14 protein-coding genes are annotated in these 18,188 nt (G+C 68.3%); 7 read left to right on the forward strand and 7 right to left on the reverse strand.

What is annotated here, in order from left to right; all coding sequences use genetic code 11:
- Window positions 1–297: hypothetical protein (locus RN743_RS00160; protein ID WP_310774985.1), on the reverse strand; the 297-nt coding region annotated here is incomplete at its 3' end.
- Here RN743_RS00160 and RN743_RS00165 point away from each other — a divergent pair.
- The 4 genes from RN743_RS00165 to RN743_RS00180 are packed head-to-tail and all read left to right on the forward strand — an operon-like array spanning window position 281 to window position 5,192.
- Window positions 281–2,806 carry a TonB-dependent receptor gene (locus RN743_RS00165; RefSeq protein WP_310774987.1) on the forward strand — a complete coding sequence of 842 codons (2,526 nt, stop codon included), beginning with the start codon at window positions 281–283 and terminating at the stop codon, window positions 2,804–2,806. The two genes, RN743_RS00160 and RN743_RS00165, sit on opposite strands and share 17 nt — an antisense overlap.
- A 22-nt stretch (window positions 2,807–2,828) precedes the next feature.
- A complete protein-coding gene (locus RN743_RS00170; RefSeq protein ID WP_310774989.1) occupies window positions 2,829–4,160 on the forward strand; it encodes a hypothetical protein in 1,332 nt (443 codons plus the stop codon).
- A gap of 50 nt (window positions 4,161–4,210) precedes the next feature.
- Window positions 4,211–4,636, forward strand: coding sequence for a hypothetical protein (locus RN743_RS00175; protein WP_310774991.1), 426 nt, complete (start codon window positions 4,211–4,213; stop codon window positions 4,634–4,636).
- On the forward strand, window positions 4,623–5,192 hold the full coding sequence (locus tag RN743_RS00180) for a hypothetical protein (RefSeq protein WP_310774993.1): 570 nt from the start codon (window positions 4,623–4,625) through the stop codon (window positions 5,190–5,192). The genes RN743_RS00175 and RN743_RS00180 overlap by 14 nt, the downstream gene beginning before the upstream one ends.
- Window positions 5,193–5,202: 10 nt before the next feature.
- Here RN743_RS00180 and RN743_RS00185 read toward each other — a convergent pair whose 3' ends face one another.
- The 6 genes from RN743_RS00185 to RN743_RS00210 form a co-directional block, all read right to left on the reverse strand.
- Window positions 5,203–7,011 (reverse strand): hypothetical protein, encoded by a 1,809-nt coding sequence (locus tag RN743_RS00185; protein WP_310774996.1) that lies wholly within the window; start codon window positions 7,009–7,011, stop codon window positions 5,203–5,205.
- Window positions 7,012–7,039: 28 nt separating this feature from the next.
- On the reverse strand, window positions 7,040–8,203 hold the full coding sequence (locus tag RN743_RS00190; RefSeq protein WP_310774998.1) for a glycine cleavage T C-terminal barrel domain-containing protein: 1,164 nt from the start codon (window positions 8,201–8,203) through the stop codon (window positions 7,040–7,042).
- Window positions 8,204–8,335: 132 nt separating this feature from the next.
- The gene (locus RN743_RS00195) at window positions 8,336–9,820 is read right to left on the reverse strand and encodes a Fic family protein (RefSeq protein ID WP_310775000.1); all 1,485 of its coding nucleotides are present in this window, start codon (window positions 9,818–9,820) and stop codon (window positions 8,336–8,338) included.
- A gap of 209 nt (window positions 9,821–10,029) precedes the next feature.
- Window positions 10,030–11,334, reverse strand: coding sequence for an aminotransferase class V-fold PLP-dependent enzyme (locus RN743_RS00200; protein WP_310775002.1), 1,305 nt, complete (start codon window positions 11,332–11,334; stop codon window positions 10,030–10,032).
- 103 nt (window positions 11,335–11,437) lie between these two features.
- Window positions 11,438–11,992 carry a UGSC family (seleno)protein gene (locus tag RN743_RS00205; protein ID WP_310775004.1) on the reverse strand — a complete coding sequence of 185 codons (555 nt, stop codon included), beginning with the start codon at window positions 11,990–11,992 and terminating at the stop codon, window positions 11,438–11,440.
- A complete protein-coding gene (locus tag RN743_RS00210) occupies window positions 11,989–13,440 on the reverse strand; it encodes a thioredoxin family protein (protein WP_310775006.1) in 1,452 nt (483 codons plus the stop codon). The genes RN743_RS00205 and RN743_RS00210 overlap by 4 nt, the downstream gene beginning before the upstream one ends.
- 218 nt (window positions 13,441–13,658) lie before the next feature.
- Here RN743_RS00210 and RN743_RS00215 point away from each other — a divergent pair, with 218 nt between their 5' ends.
- Genes RN743_RS00215 through RN743_RS00225 form a run of 3 tightly spaced genes read left to right on the forward strand, consistent with a single transcriptional unit; the run spans window position 13,659 to window position 18,186 of the window.
- Window positions 13,659–15,368: an amidohydrolase family protein gene (locus RN743_RS00215; protein ID WP_310775009.1), complete on the forward strand. Its 1,710-nt coding sequence runs from the start codon at window positions 13,659–13,661 to the stop codon at window positions 15,366–15,368.
- On the forward strand, window positions 15,365–16,789 hold the full coding sequence (locus RN743_RS00220; RefSeq protein ID WP_310775011.1) for an amidohydrolase family protein: 1,425 nt from the start codon (window positions 15,365–15,367) through the stop codon (window positions 16,787–16,789). The genes RN743_RS00215 and RN743_RS00220 overlap by 4 nt, the downstream gene beginning before the upstream one ends.
- On the forward strand, window positions 16,786–18,186 hold the full coding sequence (locus tag RN743_RS00225) for an amidohydrolase family protein (protein WP_310775013.1): 1,401 nt from the start codon (window positions 16,786–16,788) through the stop codon (window positions 18,184–18,186). The genes RN743_RS00220 and RN743_RS00225 overlap by 4 nt, the downstream gene beginning before the upstream one ends.
- The last annotated feature ends 2 nt before the right edge of the window (window positions 18,187–18,188 follow it).

Genomic DNA, 18,188 nt, shown 5'->3' on the forward strand with positions numbered 1-18,188 from the left:
AGCCAGCTCATCGCGGGCCGCGAACCCGGAGTGGTGGCGCTGCCCTCGTCGGGCTACACCGGCGAAGGCGCCCGCATCCGGATCCGCGGGTCCGCGTCGCTGTCGCAGCTGAACGAACCGATCGTGTACGTGGACGGCATCCGCGTGGACCGCTCCGCCGTGCAGAGCTTCAACGGACAGGGGAGCCCCTCCCGCCTCGACGCCCGAGTCCATCGAGCGCGTCGAGATCCTGAAGGGCGCCGCGGCCGCGACGCTGTACGGGACCGAGGCCTCGAACGGCGTGATCCAGATCTTCACGAAGCGCGGCACCATCGGGACCCCGCGCTTCACCTTCCGGGGCGACCTGACCGGGATCTCCGTGCCGACCAACCGCATTCTGCCGGTCGCCGACTTCGCCGGCCGCGTCTGCTCCAGTCCCGGATGCACGGGAGACGGCGACGCCCAGCGTCTGTCGGATGCCGTCAACCTGATGTCGTCGCGCTGGGGGCAGCCCGTGTCGCCCTGGGAGCCGATCGAGCGCGACCTGATTCCCGAGCTGCTCACCACGGGATTCGGCCAGACCTATTCCGGATCGCTGCAGGGTGGATCGAGCGTGTTCCAGTACTTCGCTTCGGCGCGCCTCGCCAGCGAGGACGGGCCGTACGACGCGGCGAGGAACTTCGACGTGGTGGAGGGGCTGGACCCCGAGGACGACACCAACCGCCGCGCATCGATCCACACCAACTTCACGCTGATCCCGAGCAGCGACCTGCGGATCGGCGTGACGACGCTCTATTCCGACATGGCGCACAGCACGCCCGACAACTCGAACAACATCTACGGCGTGTTCTCGTCGGCGCTCATGTCCCAGCTTCGGCTCGCCAACGCCGACCCGGAACTCGGGCAGATCAACTACTACGGCCAGCCGGCGTTCGCGACGCTGCGCGAGAACGCCTATCAGCTGAACCAGGTGAACTCGCAGCATTTCGCGGGATCCACCAACATCGACTTCTCGCCCAGCGAGGCGTTCAACATCAACGGAACCTTCGGGATCGACTTCACGTCGGACGACGCGGCCAGCTTCCGCCCCTACCGGTGGAACGTGGACGGCTTCTCGGGCTCGACGCCGGACGGAAGCCGGAACGTCCAGGAGAACCGTAGCCGCGAGCTGACGGCCGACATCAAGGGATCGTACGTCTTCAGCACGCCCCGGCTCGAGAACACGCTGCTGTTCGGCGGCCAGGGCTTCCTGCGCCAGTCGCAGTCGGCCGGCGGCAGCGGACGCGACTTCCCCGGTCCCGGCCTGGAGACGCTTTCGGCGCTGGGCTCCGAGTCCTCGTTCGAGAACTGGCTGCGGGTGACACAGATCGGCGGATACGTGCAGGACCAGGTCGCGTGGGACAACTGGCTCTTCCTGACCGTGGGCGCTCGCTGGGATGCGAACTCGGCGTTCGGCGAGGCGTTCAACACCGCCCTCTATCCGAAGGCCAACTTCGCGATCGTCCCGAGCGAACAGTGGGATAGCGAGGTCTTCTCGTCGATGCGGATCAAGGGAGCCTACGGCACGTCCGGGCTGCAGCCGGGCGCCTTCGACAAGTTCACGACCTTCTCGTCGCTGGGCACCGAAGTGGGTCCCGGCGTCCAGCCGTCGAATCTCGGCAACGAGCAGTTGAAGCCCGAGGTGTCCACGGAGCTGGAGTTCGGGATCGATCTGGGCCTTTTCAACGACCGGTGGTCCGTCGAGGCGACCTACTGGGACCGGGTGGTCACCGACGCCATGGTCGCGCGGCAGTTCCCGGTCACGGGCGGGTTCACGCAGACCCAGCTCGACAACATCGGCGAGGTGACGGCCCACGGCGTCGAGTTCGGCATCCGCGGCAACCTGATCCAGGCGCGGGATATCTCGCTCAACGTGTTCGCGAACACGGCCTTCCTGTCCGAGAAGATCACGGACATGGGCGGGGCGCCTCCGCTGAAGACCGGCGGCAGCTATCCGCGCTACCGCAACTACCTGGTCGAGGGCTTCACGCCGGGCGCCTTCTTCGGCGCCAGGGTCGCCGATGTGGCGATCCCGCTGAACATCCTCGATCCGGTCGACGGCCAGTGCGTCGTGCCGACGCGCGACCAGGCGCTCGCGTACTTCAGTCAGCCGCGCAATCCCAACAGCTTCAAGCCGCTGGCGATCGGCAACGAGGACTTCGGAACGCCCAACGGAGGGCTGGCGTCGCATAACTGCGGGGCCGGATTGCTTGACACGCACCTCGGCGATCCCACTCCGGACTACGCGGGCTCCTTCGGCTTCGACCTCGCGTTCCTGGGCAACTTCCAGCTGACGACGCTCATGGAGTACAAGTTCGGCCACCAGGTGCAGGATCTGTCGGGCATGTTCCGGCGCGCCAACAACTTCATCGGGCGCAACACGCCGCGCTCGGCCGAACTGTACGCCACGATGCTGAACCCCGGTTCGTCGGCGGACGAGCGGCTCGATGCGGCGGTCGCCTGGGCCCACGAAGTCGAGGGTCTCTCCCCGATGAGCGGCATGAACGGGATCTACGATGCCGACTGGATCCAGTGGCGGGAGCTGTCGCTCAGCTACCGTGTGCCGGCCACGTTCGTCCAGCGCTGGGGCTTCTCGGCCGCTACGGTGAACATGGGCGTACGCAACCTGCTGCTCTTCATGCTGGGCGACTATCCCGGCATGGACCCGGAGGGCAACGTCCTCGGGCGCTGCAACGGAGGCCTCAACTGCAACTTCCTGAATTCGACGGAAGGCTGGGGCATCCCGGTGCCACGGCGCTTCACGATGTCCGTGCGCGTCACTTTCTAGATCCAAGCGGGAGAACCATACCATGAGGAATCGAAACATGAAGGCCTGGTTGGCCACGCCTCTTCTGGCCGCTTTCACGCTTGGGTGCGGCGACCTGCTGGACGTCAACAACCCCAACGATCTGGTCGAGGAGGACATCCGCCAGGAGGCCGCCGCCGCGGCCGTCGTGAACGGAACGCTCACGCTCGTGGCGTCTTCCATATCGCAGTCCTGGCAGCCGTACCTGGTGGCGTCCGACGAGATGCGCTGGATCGGCTCCAGGGATGCCTGGCTCTCGCTCGATCTCGGATTCGTGGATGATCCGCTGAACGAGTTCATCGATGGCCCGTTCCCGGCCATGGGACAGGCCCGGTGGATGAGCGACGAAGCCATCGAAATCGTCCAGGAGCACCACGGCAACAACCCATCCACCCAGATCAAGACCGATCTGGCGCGCGCCTACCTGTACTCCGGCCTCATCTACATGGTGATCGGGGAGATCCAGGAGGACTTCGCGTTCTCGGACAAGACCGAGAGCGGGCCTCCGATCGGACCGGCCAACATGTACCAGGTCTTGGACGGCGCGATCGACAAGTTCTCCTCGGCCATCGCCGGCTTCAACGAGGTGGGGGCGACCGACATGGCGACGCAGGCCAGGGCTCTCCGCGCCCGCGCCAGGCAGTCCCGCGCGATATGGGACGTGATCAACCCGTCGCCATCCGGGAACGGCCTGGCCTCCTCGGCCGAGGCCGGCATGGACGCCAGCGCGGTACTGGCGAGCGTCCAGTCGGACTGGACGTACAACTTGACGTTTTCGAGTGCCAGCAGGTCCAACTCGATGGCGTCCTGGGTCAACGACCGCAAGGAGAACCAGATCGACCTCTCGATCGCCACGGTCGACGACCAGAACGACATCAACGGCATCGCGCTCCAGGATCCCATCGACAACGTCGATGATCCGGCCGTCATCAAGTGGCTGAATCAGTGGAAGGGCGGCAGCTATCTCGACAAGGGCGGGATCTATCCGCCCTTGACGCTCGCCTCCGCCCGGATGATGCACCTGATTCTGGCCGAGAACGCGTTGGCGGGCGGGGATTCCAACGGCTTCGCCATGCACATCAACAACATCCGCGCGCTGGACGGCCTGACGCCGTACTCCGGCCAGATCTCCGAGATGGAGATGCTCCAGCACACGCGACGGGTGAACGTGCTGTTGCAGGGCCTCCGTCTGGCGGACATGTACAGGTGGGGTCTCACGGATCCCAAGTGGCAGGGCGCGGCCGCCGCGTCCAACGCTCCGGGCACGATGCTCCCGATTTCGATCATCGAACTGCGGGCGAACTGCCACCTGAACGGACTGGGTTGCGGAGGTTGATGTCAGGGGGGAGGCGGCGGGTTGCACCCGCCGCCTCTGCCACCCCCTTTGTGGGACTGCCGCTCCTGCTGGCGGCGATCGCCCTTGGCGGGTGCTCGGAGATTTTCGATGACCCGACGCCCGAGAACATCTATTTCGAGATGCGGGGCGAGGCGGGCGACCGGGTGAGGGCGATCTACTCCACGCAGTTCGTGGCCGGCAGCAACGAGTTCGGAGTGACGCGGGTGCAGGTCGTCCGGTCGGACACGGTCATTCACGAGATCCCCTTCCAGAGAACGATGGATATCTCCATCGACCGGCGGTGGTTCGTCCAGGCGGAGTCGCTGGAAGGGGATACGCTTGCGGTCCAGGTCATCGTGAACGTGGACGACCGCGGCCTTCTCAACGAAACCGGCGGGATTTTCCCCGACGAACCTTGGCACTTCGTCTACTCGTTCAACCAACTCCTGACACGAGACCTCGATGTTGAGTTCTGATTCTTCGCCGACCGGTGGAGCACGCGGAGCACGGCGGCCCTGGCTCGTCGCCTGTCTGGGGGTCGTGCTCGCGGTTCCGGGGTGCTACTCCTACCGGCTCGTAGAGGACGCGCCCGTGGGCGCGGTGGCCCGGCTGCGCGTACCGATCCAGTCCGCGATCGTCGATCCCAACTCGCCTCCCGGGACGGTCGCCGTAGAGGGAACGGTCATCAGCGTGGGAGATACGATCGAGTTCGAAGCAAGCACGCGGCATACCCTCGGCCTGTTCCAGGATGTCGTGCAGTACGACACTCTGCGGGTGGCCCGGGACGGTGTCACAAGCATCGAAGTGCGTGAATTCTCCACGACGAAGAGCGTCCTGCTCGGGGCCGGGATCCTGGCGGGAACGGCGGCCCTGGCTGCCGCCGCGGCGGGGGTCGGCGGAGGCGACGCCGGCGAGGTGCCGGGCACGCTGCCGCCGCAGAATGCCAGAGTCCTGGGCGTGTCGGTACCGGTGAGCACGATCGGACGATGGTTCGGGCGCGCGATCCCCTCCGTCCTGGGAATGAGGCCCTGACGGCTGACTGCTAGTTGGCGTTTGCGCTCCCGGTAGCGAGCGCGACGACCTCGATCGCGGCGTCACGCATCGTAACTGCGAGCGTGCGTCCGTCAGGGCTCAAGCTCGGCTGGAGTGCGCCGAGCGCGCCGGTCGTCACGGGTTCTGTCGCGCCGGTGGCGATGTCCACCCACCACACCTGGAAGGCCCCGACCCCGTCGTTGCGCGAGTAGAAGAGCGACCTGCCATCGGCGCCCCACTCGGGCGCGCTGTACGGTTCGCCATTGACGAATGAGACCACGGCGGTGGGCGCTCCTCCCGCGGCCGGCACCGTGTAGACAGTGACGCGTCCGTCCTCGAGCGAGCGTCCGTAGAAGGCCAGCCGCTCCCCGTCCGGAGAGAACCGGGCTCCCATGGCGTACCCCTGGAACCCGTCGAGCGGGACTCGGACGGGGTCGGCGGCCGCGCGTCCCGTGGCGGGATCGACGGCGACCGAGTACACCGACCCCGGGTTCCCTTCGAGCGGGGGGCCGTGACTGCTGAAAGCGAGCGTCCGCCCGTCCGGGCTCCAATCCGGCTCGCCCGTGTCCGCGCCCGGTCCGAAGTGTGTAAGTCGTGTGAGTCGCTCGCTCCCGCCGACCGGGACGAGCCATATGTCGTCGCTCTGCTCCACGTGTGAGTGGAAGGCGAGCCACCGGTCGTCGGGCGACCAGGCGGCTCCGTAGTCTTCACCCTCCTCCGAGAGGAGCGTTCGGGGCGCGCCGGCCGGGAGGCCCTCCGCATCGAGGTCAAGGGTGCCCAGGTCGAAATCGATCGGCATGCGGACGCGCCGCCAGGAGAAAGTGATGAATCCCAGCGCCCTCCCGCCGGGGTGCCAAGAAGGCAGAAAGGCGCTCGTGGCACCCGCCGTTGTCACATCGGTGGGTTCCCCTCCGGTCGCTGGCACGAGGCCCACCGCGGTGCGCGTATGGTACTCACTGAGCGCGACGCGCCCGTCGGCGAGCGGCGTGACCGCGAGCACGTCACGGCTGCGCTCCAGCCGTTCGGTCGGACTTCCGTCCAGCGGCACGCGCCAGGCGACAAAGAGGGAATCCCGGGTGCCCGCTGCCGCCAGATGGAGCGCTCTGCCCGTGGAGGACCACTCCACGCGGCGGTCCCATCCGAGACGGAGGTCGGCGGCGAGCGTGCGCGTCTCACCCGTCGCGAGCTCCGTCACGGCGAGGGCCGCGCGTCCGCCCGCGGAACGGAGGTATGCGACTGCGCGCCCGTCGGGCGATCGCACGGGCGCAACCCATCCGCCGGCGCCGTCGACGATTACGGATATCGCCCGACCGGCTCCCGGTGCGTACGCGACCCACGCCGTATCGGCGCCGGCGTATCGAAGCGCCGTCACCGTCCCATCGGGCAGCAATCGCGGATAGTCGATGCGGGTGTCTCCGGGATCCACGATGCGCGACTCCCGGCCGGAGGAGGGGTCCAGGGTCCAAACTCCATGACGGTCGGACTGGCGGTCGACGTAAACGATGCGGGAACCATCCGGCGACCACGTCACCCGCGTCCGTCCCCCCTGTGTCGCCGTCACCACGCGGCCGACCCCGGTCGCCACGTCGTAGACCGTCAGCGATCTCTTGTCCGCGGCATAGTCGGCGAATACGACTTGATCACCGGCGGGCGAGGGAATGCCCGGGTAAGCGTCGTAGAGGTCCGTGTGGACGTGTCGTGCGAGCACGACCTCCGAGACCTCTTCGACGTTGCTCCCGCACGCCGCCGCCGAGAGTAGTGGCACTGCCGCGAGGCCGCGGCACACAGCCGGTAGCGGCCGGCTGAGCGTGAAGGTCATCCGGTCAACCTCGTCTGGAGCGTTTTCGCTAGGACTTGGGGATCTCCTTGCCCGGATCCACGAAGGGTCGGGGCACCACGACGGCGTCCCTCTCTCCGTCCGGCGTCGTCACGGCCAGGCGCGTGCCCAGCTCTCCGACCGCGGTCGGGACGAGGGCGTAGCCGATGTTCTTCCCGAGCCGCGGCGAATACACGGCGGACGTGACGAATCCGATCGCGCCGCCGTCCCCGTTCGCGCCGCCGCCGCGCACGGGCCAGCGGTCCATGTTCAGGTCGAGCGGCGCGCCCGAGATTTCGATGCCGGCGAGCAGCCTCCGGGGCCCCTCCTCGGCGATCCGGACCAGCGCCTCGCGGCCGATGAAGTCGCCCTCCTGGTCGAAATCGACCTGCCAGCCGAGCCCGACTTCGTACGGGTTCGTGTCCAGCGTCATGTCGATGCCGTAGTTGAGGATGCCGGCTTCGATGCGGCGGATGTCCGACGGGCCGGTGGGGGAGATGCCCAGGTCGCGGCCCGCTTCCAGCACGCGGTCCCACAGTTCGACGCCCCGGCTTCCGTCCCTCAGGTAGATTTCGTAGCCGACCTCGCCGCTCCACCCCGTCCGGGTCACGACCACGGGGATGCCGTCCAGGTCCGTCTCCAGGAACCAGTAGTAGGGGAGCTTGACGACGTCGTCCCCGAACAGCCGGCGCACGACTTCCTTCGACTTCGGGCCCTGCACCTGCATGGGCGAGACGTCCGGCTCGCGGATCTCGACGTCGAGGCCGGCGTTGAGCGCGATCCCCTTCGCGTACAGCAGCACGTCGCTGTCGGCCAGCGCGAGCCAGAAGTGATTCTCGGCGAGGCGCAGCAGCACCGGGTCGTTCACGATGCCCCCGTCGGCGGCGCCGATGAGGACGTACTTGCCCTGCCCGACGGCACACTTCGACAGGTCCCGGGGCGTGAGCAGGTTCGTGAACTCGAAGGCGTCCGGCCCCGTGATCTCCACCTGCCGCTCGACGCTCACGTCCCACACCGTGACGCCGTTCAGGAGCTTCTCGTACTCCGCGTGCAGGTCGTCGTAGCGCGTCGGCAGAAACATGTGGTTGTAGACCGTATAGCTCCGGCACCCGTCCCGGAGCGTGGCCTCGAAGTAGGGCGAACGGCGTAGCCGGGCCCCGCGCTGAATCAAGGCCATGTCAAAGGTTTCGGTCATCGGGTCTCCCCTCCGGTCTACAGGTCTGGTGGCTTCGAGCGGGGACGAAATCAGTGTCGAAAAACGCCCTTGGGGTTTGCAGCGCGCAAGATCATATGCGCCAACCTGAACGGACGGCCAGTCCGCCCGGGGTCAGCGCGGCATGCGCAGCCGCTTGCCTTCGGCCTCCGCTTCCGCAGGATCCAGGAAGGCGTGGCACGCGTCGAGTTGCTGCTGCGTCTCGGGAATCGAAGTCCATTCGACCGCGATCGTCCAGCGCTGCGCGTAGTCGAGCGCCTGGATGAGCGGCTCCGGACGCCGCGTTCGCGACAACGCCCTCAGCGCGGCGAGGTAGTCGTCACGAAAGGCGGTCGGGATGACGACCCGCTCCGCTCCTCCGGCGACGAGTTCCGCGTTCATCATCACGCGCGCGACACGCCCGTTGCCGTCGGCGAAGGGATGTACTTCGCTGACCAGGAACATCATGTAGACGGCGCGATCGAACGGCGATTCCAGGCTCCGGTAGAGGGCGAAGCCCTGTTCCAGCGTGCCGGGTACGAGGTCGGGGGCAACGAATACGGTCTGTCCGGCACGGTTGCCGGCCACCTTGAACTCGCCGGGTCCCGTCTCGGGCCGCTCGCTCATGATCCGCCGGTGGCGTCCCTGGAGAAGGCTCACGAAGGCTTCCGGATCCTCCGGCGTCCGGCGCATCTCCGCCCTGTCGGAAACGATACGCCAAGTCCCGATCACGTCGTGTGCGTCCGCCGGCCGTTGCGGCGGAATCCTGCCCTCAAACACGATTTCGACGGCTTCGCTCACGAGGAACTCAGTTCCCTCGACGAAGTTGGAGAAGTACGCCTCAAAGAATGCCAGCGTCGTCGGCCCCGGTGAGTCGCGCCGCACCTCCGGTCTGTCGCGGGGAGGGTGGTCGCGAAGTGCCTGGTGCAGGGTGTGGAACAACTCCATCCGATCCGGGTCGTAGGCACGCCCGCGGCTGCGACCCCGTGCCACATGCGAATCGAGCCGGCTCTCGCGCGTGCCGAGCAGCGTGCCGATGAGCGTGTCGAGGTGTGCGGCCTCCCGCTCCAGGTCGAGTTCGGTGGCGATCGCCCGGGCTTCGTCGCGCAGCCGGTTGATGGCTGCTTCGCCCGAGACGCGAATGAGACGATCGAGACGCTCTTCGACCTGGGCTTGTGTGAGCGTGCGCGGCACGCGACCGCTCCGGGCCCGCGATGGGCGCATGTTCTCCAGAAAGGCCCTGGCTTGCGAGCTGAGGTACAGGCCGTCGAGGAAGGGCATGTCTGATGAGATCGGCCCGGGTCCACGACGCGGGCGCAGCACGATGCCGGGCAGTTCGGTCGTCCTCCCGCGCTCGCTGACGAGGCAAACGGTTCCATCGGGAGCGGGAACGGTCTCAAAGGCGGTACGGTCCACGACCAGGGCCCCTGGAAAATATCCGGCGACGATCGCCCAGAGATTGCGCCGAACGATCTCCTCGGGAGAGTCCTCGAAGTTCTTCGTATAAAGGCGCGACGCCAGCTTCCGGAGTCTCCCCGCGCTCACGGCCCGGGATACCTCCCGGCTGATGGCCGTATGGGACACGAAAGCTTCGGGCAGTTCGTGCAACACCCGGTTCATGGAACCATCCGCAGATTAGGGGCCCGACAACCACGAAAACGCGAATTATTGTAACTTAGAAGGCCCCAAACGCGAAAAAACCGCGGTTATCGGAAACCGGCACGTTCCCGCGGGAACGCTCAGCGGTGACGGAGGATCCGCCGCCGACGTCCCATGTTCGTCGCCGGATGAGGCGGACCGCGGCGACGCCTACCCGATCCGTCCGCGCGTCAGGCCGGGATGCCGTGCTTCACCGCGCGGGTCATCGCGTCCACGAAGCGGTCGAGTTCCTCGAGCGTCGTGTAGGTGGACGGCGAGATGCGGAGCCCCGTGAACTCGGCGTGGTTGATGCCGACCGTGAAGATCCGGTGCCGGTTCCACAGCCAGTTGCGGAGCGCGCTCGTGTCGATGCCCTCGACCTGGACGTTGGCGATCCCGCACGCGAAGCCCGGCTTGAGGCTCGTGTTGAGCCGCACGCGGTCGTGCTCGAGGAGCTGCTCGGCCCAGTAGTTCCGCAGGTGTACGAGGCGCGCCTCCTTGCGCTCGCCGCCGACGAGCTGGTGAAAGGTGAGCGCTTCGCCGATGGCGAGGAAGTTGGCCTCGGGGTGCGTGCCGATCGCCTCGAACTTCCGGATGTCGTCGTCTCGGCTCTCAGCCGCGGCCTGCAGCGGCCAGATCTCGGGGATCTTCTCCCGCCTCACGTAGAGGAGGCCGGTCCCGACCGGGGCGTGCAGCCACTTGTGCAGGCTGACGGCGTAGTTGTCGCAGTTCAGATCGGAGAGGGTAAAATCATGGTGTGCAAGTGAATGGGCGCCGTCGACGAGGACCGGGATGCCGTAGCCGCGCGCCATCTCCACGACCTCGCGCACGGGCAGGATCTGTCCGGTGATGTTGATCATGTGGCACATGAGGATGAGCCGCGTGCGGTCGGTGATCTGCTCCTCGAACAGTCGCACGATTTCGGCCGGATCCTCGGCCGGGATGGGGATCTTGAACTGCTTCATCACGATTCCCTCGCGGCGCTCGCGCTGCTGGAAGGTCGTGATCATGCGCCCGTAGTCCTGGGTCGTCGTCACGACTTCGTCGCCGCGCTCGAGGTCGTACCCGTTCTGGAGGATCTGGAGGCCCTCGGACGCGTTGCGCGTGATCGCGACCTCCTCCGGGTCCACGTCCCACTGCCGGGCGAGCCGGGCCCGGACGCCCTCCCGCTGCGGCTCCAGGATCTGCCACCCGTTGTAGACCGGGATCTGGTTCGCGAAGTCGAGGTCCCGCTTCATCGCCTCGAGCACGTGGGCGGGCGTCGGACTCACGCCCCCGTTATTGAGGTTGACGAGAGAGCGGTCGGTGGTGAACGCCTTCTGGATCTCGATCCAGAACTCCTCGTCGCGCGCGATCTCCTCGGCGGAGCCGGGCGTGCGGGACAGGTCGCGGGCCGCCGCGACCGCGGTGCTCCACTTCGTGGGAACGACGGTCATGGCTCCGGCGGCAGCGGCGGAGCCCCCGAGGCGGGCGAGGAATCGTCGGCGGGTGGGCATGCGGCCTCCTGGCTGGTTCGATACCGATCCGGCAGCTGTCAATTGGGCCGTTTTCGGCGCCGCGAGCAAGTCCGGCGCCCGCCGCGCCCGGCGGCCCGACGCGTCAGTCCGACGCCGTGATCATGGCGAGGATCGGGTCGATCGCCTCGTCCGCCAGCGCCTCGAGTTCGGCGGCGGTGCGGTTCTGGATGGGGTGCGGGACCCAGACGATGCCGGGCTCGAAGCCGAGCGTGCGCGACTGGCTGTGCGCCGCCTCCTCGAACTCGGTCGTGACGACGAAGCAGCCGGGGATCCCGCGTTCATCGAGGTCTCTGAGATCGTGCAGACCGCACGACGTGCAGGACCCTCAATCGGCCAATGCCTGCACCACGACATCGGCCTCCGTGGCGATCCTCTGGAGCAATTCGGTCGGGGCCCGGCGCGCGTTGGTCGGCTTGTCCGTGCGGATCGTCGCGATGCCGCGCGCATCGAGCCGCGTCTTCACGTGGTCGAGGAACTCGTCGCTGCGGAGCTTGCCGATCCCCTGCAGCGCCACCACGCGTCCTTCGAGCGACGGGGGAGGTGCCCGCCGCGGGCGCATCTCCGGGGCGAGTTCGGAGGTCGGGTCGTGGAGGACGGAGGCCGGCGTCGCCGGATTCGCTGCGGTCAGAGCGGTCATGTCTCGATCTCTCTCGTGATGGGGTGTGAGTGCTGCCAGGCGCGGCCGCCGGGCCAGCCGGCCAGGATGGCGGAGTACAGTCCGGCCGCGCCGCCGGCCCGGGCAAGGAGCAGTCCCCCGGGCGGGAACTTGGGCACGTGGCGGCGCGTCTCCGAGTCCGGCACCCCCTCGGCCAGGCCCCCCGCGCCGCGCGTCACCTCGCTCAGCGGTCGCGTCGTCGCCTCGAGCAGCGCCTCGGTGATCCGCGCCCGGCCCCAGCCCGCCTCCCGGTAGATGGCGTAGTGCTCGGGCGAGAGGAGCAGCACCGCATGTGCCCACTCGCAGATCTTCGGATGGCACACGGCCAGCAGGCACGCCGCCAGCGACGCGGTCAGTTCCTCCGGCGTGCGCGAGCGCTGGTCCATGATCCCCTGCACACCCTCCCCCTGGAAGAGTGTGACCGCGCTCACCCCGGCCGGGACGCCGCGCGACACCGAGAGCGGTTCCCACTCCTCGTCCGACTCATCCTCCGCGAAACAGAACGTGTACTTGCTGGGGGCCCCGAAGGTGGAGCGGTCGATCTCGCCGGGCCGGCCGCCGCCGACGTTGCGCACGATGAGGTTGAGGGCACGTCCGATGGTCGCGTTGGCGCGGTTTCCCTGGCCAAGGACGTTCAGCCCCGAATTCATCCCGATGCGGCGGGCGATCGCGCCGTTGACGATGACGAGGGGCGCGGTGAAGCACGTGCTGCACAGGATCCCGTGCAGCGTGAAGTCGGGGTCGAGCGCCGCCTCGAGCGCCGCGAGCACGACGGGCATGTATTCCGGCTTGCAGCCCGCGAGCACGGCGTTGATCGCGACCTTCTCCACCGTGCACTCCCCGTAGTCCGGCGGCACGGTGCCCAGGATCTCGTCCGGAGCCCGGGGCGTGCCCGCGAGCATGCGCAGGATCCGCTCCGGAGTTGGCGGGACGACGGGCAGCCCGTCCGTCCACCCGCGCTCGAAGCACGCTTCGAGGGCGTCCGCATGCGGTTCCAGCGCCACCTGCCGCGCTTCGAGGCCGGTTTCCCCGAAGCGCGCGCGCAGCCGCTCCGCCGCGCCGGGTTCGACGGACCGCGAACCGCAGCCCGGCTGGAACTCGGGCAGTTCCGCACCCAGGTCCGGAATCGACGTCAGATCGCGCCACTCCGCCCGGTTCCAGCCCACCGCGCGGCCCGCCTCCTTCCCGTCCTCGAAGCGCACGAGGGTGGGGACGGTCTCGATCCCGAGGTGGAAGGATTGTTCGAGTTCCGTGTCGTCGACCCCGCCGGAAAGCGCCGCGGGAAAGTCCGGGTCGTCCTGGCTGAGAACCACGAGACCGCCGGGACCGTCGGCGAGCCGCTCAAGCACCGGTTCGACCAGCCGACACGTGGGGCAGTCGCGCTTCACCACGACCGCGAGCCCTTCCTGCGGGAGCGGAGAGTGTTCCATGTCCCCACCGTAACGCGCGCGTCGCCTCCATCCAAACGGATGCACACCGAACCCGGACGGATCCGGGTTGTCGGATCGCGTCCGCCGCCGCCGCGCGGGCGTTGACCGGGTGGGGGACTGAACGGAGATTTACTCAGGCGTGTTGTGAAGGGATGTGCAGGGGTTTGTTTCACCTGCGATGGACCCGTGATGGACCTTCGGGGAAGGATGTATCTCTCATGAACCGCACCGCACTCGCGCGCCGGCTGGCGGGCGGGGTCGTTCCGGGGCTGCTCCTCGCGTCGCTGTCGGGCCTTGCCGCTCCGGCGCCCGCCGACGCGCAGTACATGCCGAGCCAGGCCCCGGTGCCTCCCCCGTTCTTCGCCCTCCAGAACGCGCGCATCGTGACCGGCACGGGCGCCGTCATCGAGAACGGCACCGTCGTCATCGCCAACGGCCTCATCGAGGCGGTCGGAGCCGATGTCGAGGTCCCGGGCGACGCCTGGCTGATCGACGTCTCGGGCCTGACCGTCTACCCCGGCCTGTTCGACGGGCTGTCCCGGATCGGGATGGCCTCGCAGGTGGGGAATCCGGGCGGCGGGGGAGGCAACCCCTTCGCCGCGTTTGTCGAGCAGGCGAACCAGCCCCGCACCGTGGGGCCCGAGGACCGTCCGGCGACGAACTCCTGGGTCAACGCGGCCGACATGCTCGATCCCGACTCCGACGAGATCGAGACGTGGCGTAGCGGCGGGTTCACGAACGCGCTCGTGGCGCCCGATGACGGGATCGTGACGGGGCAGGCCGTCGTGGTGAACCTCGCGGGCGACGAGCAGGAGATGGTCGTGAAGGCGCCCGCCGCCCTCCGCGTGACGATGAGCGGAGCCGGCGGATTCCGGAGCTTCCCGGGTTCGCTCATGGGCGTCATCGCCTACATCCGGCAACTGTACCTGGACGCAGATCACAGCCAGCAGTACGAGGCGCGCTACACGGCCAACCCGAGCGGCCAGCCGCGGCCCACCTACGACCGGGCGCTCGGTCCGATCCAGGACGCGATCGCCGCAGGATGGCCGACCGTGATGCCGGCGAACGAGGTGCGGCAGATCCGGCGCGCGATCAAGCTCGGGCGCGACACGGGCGCGCGGCCGGTCCTCCAGGGCGCGCACGAGGCGTACGGACTCGCCGACGAGATCGCGTCGGCCGGGGTCCAGGTGCTCGTGAACGCCGACTGGCCCGAGCGGAACCGCGATGCGGATCCGGAAGCCGAGGAGTCGCTCTCGTCGCTGAAGCGCCGCGCCTATGCGCCGACGACGCCGGCCCGGCTCGAGGAGGCGGGCGTCGAATGGGCCTTCTACAGCGGTTCGGCCGGGAGCCCCCGCGCGATGATGGAAAAGGTGCGGACGGCGATCGAGAACGGGCTCTCCGAGGAGGCGGCGCTGGAGGCGCTCACCGTCGCGCCCGCCCGCATCTACGGCGTGGACGCGATGCTCGGCTCCGTCGAGGCCGGCAAGATCGCGAACCTCGTCGTGACCGACGGCCCGCTGTTCGAAGAGGACACCGACATCCGGATGGTGTTCGTCGACGGCCACAGGTTCGAGGAGGAAGCGCCGGAGCCCCGGCCGACGGAGCCCCCGGCGGTCGACATGAACGGCACCTGGCTCCTCTCCCTGAACAACGACTCGCAGGAGGCGACGGCCGAACTCGAGGTTTCGGAGGACGGCACGATTTCAGGCGTCATCCAGGGCGAGCGGGGCGAGCAGCAGATCACCGACGGCTGGGTGAGCGGCAGCGAGTTCAGCATCACGGTCTCCGCCACGATGGGGCCGGGCATGGACGTGGAGATCGTCTACACCGGCACGGTCGAGGGCGATTCGATCGAGGGGAACGCTTCCTTCGGTGGCATGCGCAACATGGACTTCACGGGCACGAGGCCCGGAGGAGGTGTCCGATGAGACATCCGATGACACGGGCTGCCGGGCGAGTCGGAGCCGGATGCCTGGCGCTCGGCCTGGCGTACGCCGTCGCGCTCGCGGTCCCGGGCGGGGCGGCCGCGCAGGAGCAGCCGATCCTCATCACGGGCGCGACGATTCTCACCGCGGCGGACGCCGGGCGGATCGAGGACGGCGCCGTCCTGTTCGAGAACGGGCGCATCGTCGCCGTCGGGCCGGCCGCCGAGGTGGAGGCGCCCTCCGACGCGGTGGTCATCGACGGGACGGGCAAGTTCATCACGCCCGGCATCGTCGACGCCCATTCCCATATCGCGGCCGACGCGATCAACGAGGGGGCGGTCTCCGTCTCCTCCATGGTGTCGATCCACGACGTGATCGACCCGACGGACATCGCGCTCTACCGCGAGGCGGCGGGCGGCACGACGACGTCGCACGTCATGCACGGGAGCGCGAACCCGATCGGCGGCAACAACGCCGTCATCAAGCATCGCTGGGGCGCGGACGCGCAGGGTCTCCTCTTCCAGGGCGCCCCGCCCACCATCAAGTTCGCGCTCGGCGAGAACCCGAAGCGGGCCGGGAGCCCCAACCTACCCGGCCAGGAGGCGCGCTATCCCGCCTCCCGCATGGGGGTGATGGACGTGGTTCGGCAGGCCTTCATCGAGGCCAGCGAGTACAAGGCCGAGTGGGACACCTACCGGGCGCGCGTGGCCGACGGCGACCGCGATGCGATCCCGCCACGCCGCAACCTGACCATGGATCCGCTGGTTGAAGTGCTCGAAGGCACGCGCTACGTGCACGCGCACAGCTACCGCGCGGACGAGATCCTGCAGCTCATGCGGGTGGCCGAGGAGTTCGGCTTCCGCATCCACGTCTTCCAGCATGTCCTGGAAGGCTACCGCGTGGCCGACGAGATGGCGGAGCACGGGGCCCACGCCTCCACGTTCTCGGACTGGTGGGCCTACAAGATGGAGGCCTACGAGGCGATCCCGCACAACGCGGCGATCATGACGCAACGCGGCGTCAACGTCTCCATCAACTCCGACAGCGGGGAAGAGGGACGGCACCTCAATCAGGAAGCCGCCAAGACGATGAAGTGGGGCGGCCTGACCGAGGCCGAGGCCCTCGCCACCGTCACGATCAATCCGGCGATCCAGCTCATGATCGACGACCGCGTGGGTTCGCTGGAGGCGGGGAAGGACGCGGACATCGTCCTGTGGGAGAACTATCCGCTCTCCTCCTACGCCAGGGTCCGGACGACGTATATCGACGGCGAGGTGGTGTTCGATATCGACGCCGACATGGCGATGCGGGCCGAGATCGCGGCGGAGAAGGAGGAGTTGAGAGAGATGCTCGGCGAGGCGGACGAGGACGACGACTCGGATAACGAGCGCGAACCGGGCCGGTGGCCCGGAGGTGGACGATGATGGACGGATCCACGAACACCACAGGTGACAGGATCGGCACCATGCTGAAGTCGATCGTGGGGACCGCGACGGTCCTCGGCATTGTCGGGCTCGGCGCGCCGAGCCCGGCCGTCGCGCAGGACGGCGGCACGTTCGCGGTGCAGGGGGCCACGATTCACACGGTGGCCGACGGCGTGATCGAGGGCGGTACGATCGTCATCAGGGATGGCCGCATCATCGCGGTCGGAGCGGACGTCGACATTCCGGCGGACGCCGAGATCATCGACGGGGAAGGGAAGCACGTCTTTCCCGGCATGATCGATTCGTTCAGCTCGCTCGGGCTCACGGAGGTCGGCGCCGTCGCGGTGACGAACGACGCGAGCGAGCTGGGGCGCTGGAACCCGCATCTCAACGCGCACACGGCCATCCACCCCGCCAGCGAGCACATCCCGGTCGCGCGCGCGAACGGGATCACGCACTCGATGGTCGCGCCCGGCGGCGGCGGCCGCTTCGGTGGCGGCGGAGGTTCGGGCATCCAGGGTCAGGCCACGCTCGTCCACCTCGACGGCTGGACGGTGGAGGAGATGGAGATCGAGAAGACCGCGGCCATGGTCCTCGGCTGGCCCACGCTCTCGACGGGGTTCCGCGCCTTCGCCGGTTTCGGTCCCCCGGCGGGCGGCCGTTCCTTCCGGCGGGCGCAGGAGCGCTTTGACGAGGAGGTGGCGGAGATGGATTCGTGGTTCGTCGCCGCGGAGCACTACCGGCAGGCGGTGGCGTCCGGATCGAGCCGCGTGCCGCGCAACATCCAGCTCGAACACCTGTCGCGCGTCCTCGACCGGGGGATGAAGGTCATCGTGCGCGCGAACGGGTGGCGCGAGATCGAGTCGGCCATCGAGTTCGCGGAGAAGTGGAACCTGGACCTCGTCATCGCGGGCGGAAACGGGGCGCGCGAGATCGCAGGCACGCTGGCCGAGAAGAACATCCCCGTGATCCTGGGGCCTGTGCAGCGGCTGCCGCAGGGCGAGGACACCGCGTACGACGATCCGAACACGCTGCCCGGCGTGCTGCGCGACGCGGGGGTCGAGATCGCGTTCGCGACCTTCAACTCGTCCGACGCGCGGACGCTCCCCTACGAGGCCGCGAACTCCGTGTCGTGGGGGCTCTCGAAGGAGGCGGCGCTGGAAGCCGTGACGCTGGGCCCCGCGCGCGTGCTCGGCGTGGACGACCGGCTGGGGTCGCTGGAGGTGGGGAAGGTGGGGAACCTGATCGTGACCGACGGAGATCCGCTCGAGATCACGACCCGGATCGAGTGGGTCTTCATCAAGGGCGTGCCGTCCGACCTGGACAACAAGCACGATAGCCTGTGGGAGGAATACAGGAACCGCCCGGCGCGGCGGGTGACCACGACGACGACCTAGCA

Origin of the sequence: Candidatus Palauibacter scopulicola (assembly GCF_947581915.1) — a bacterium.
GTDB lineage: Bacteria > Gemmatimonadota > Gemmatimonadetes > Palauibacterales > Palauibacteraceae > Palauibacter > Palauibacter scopulicola.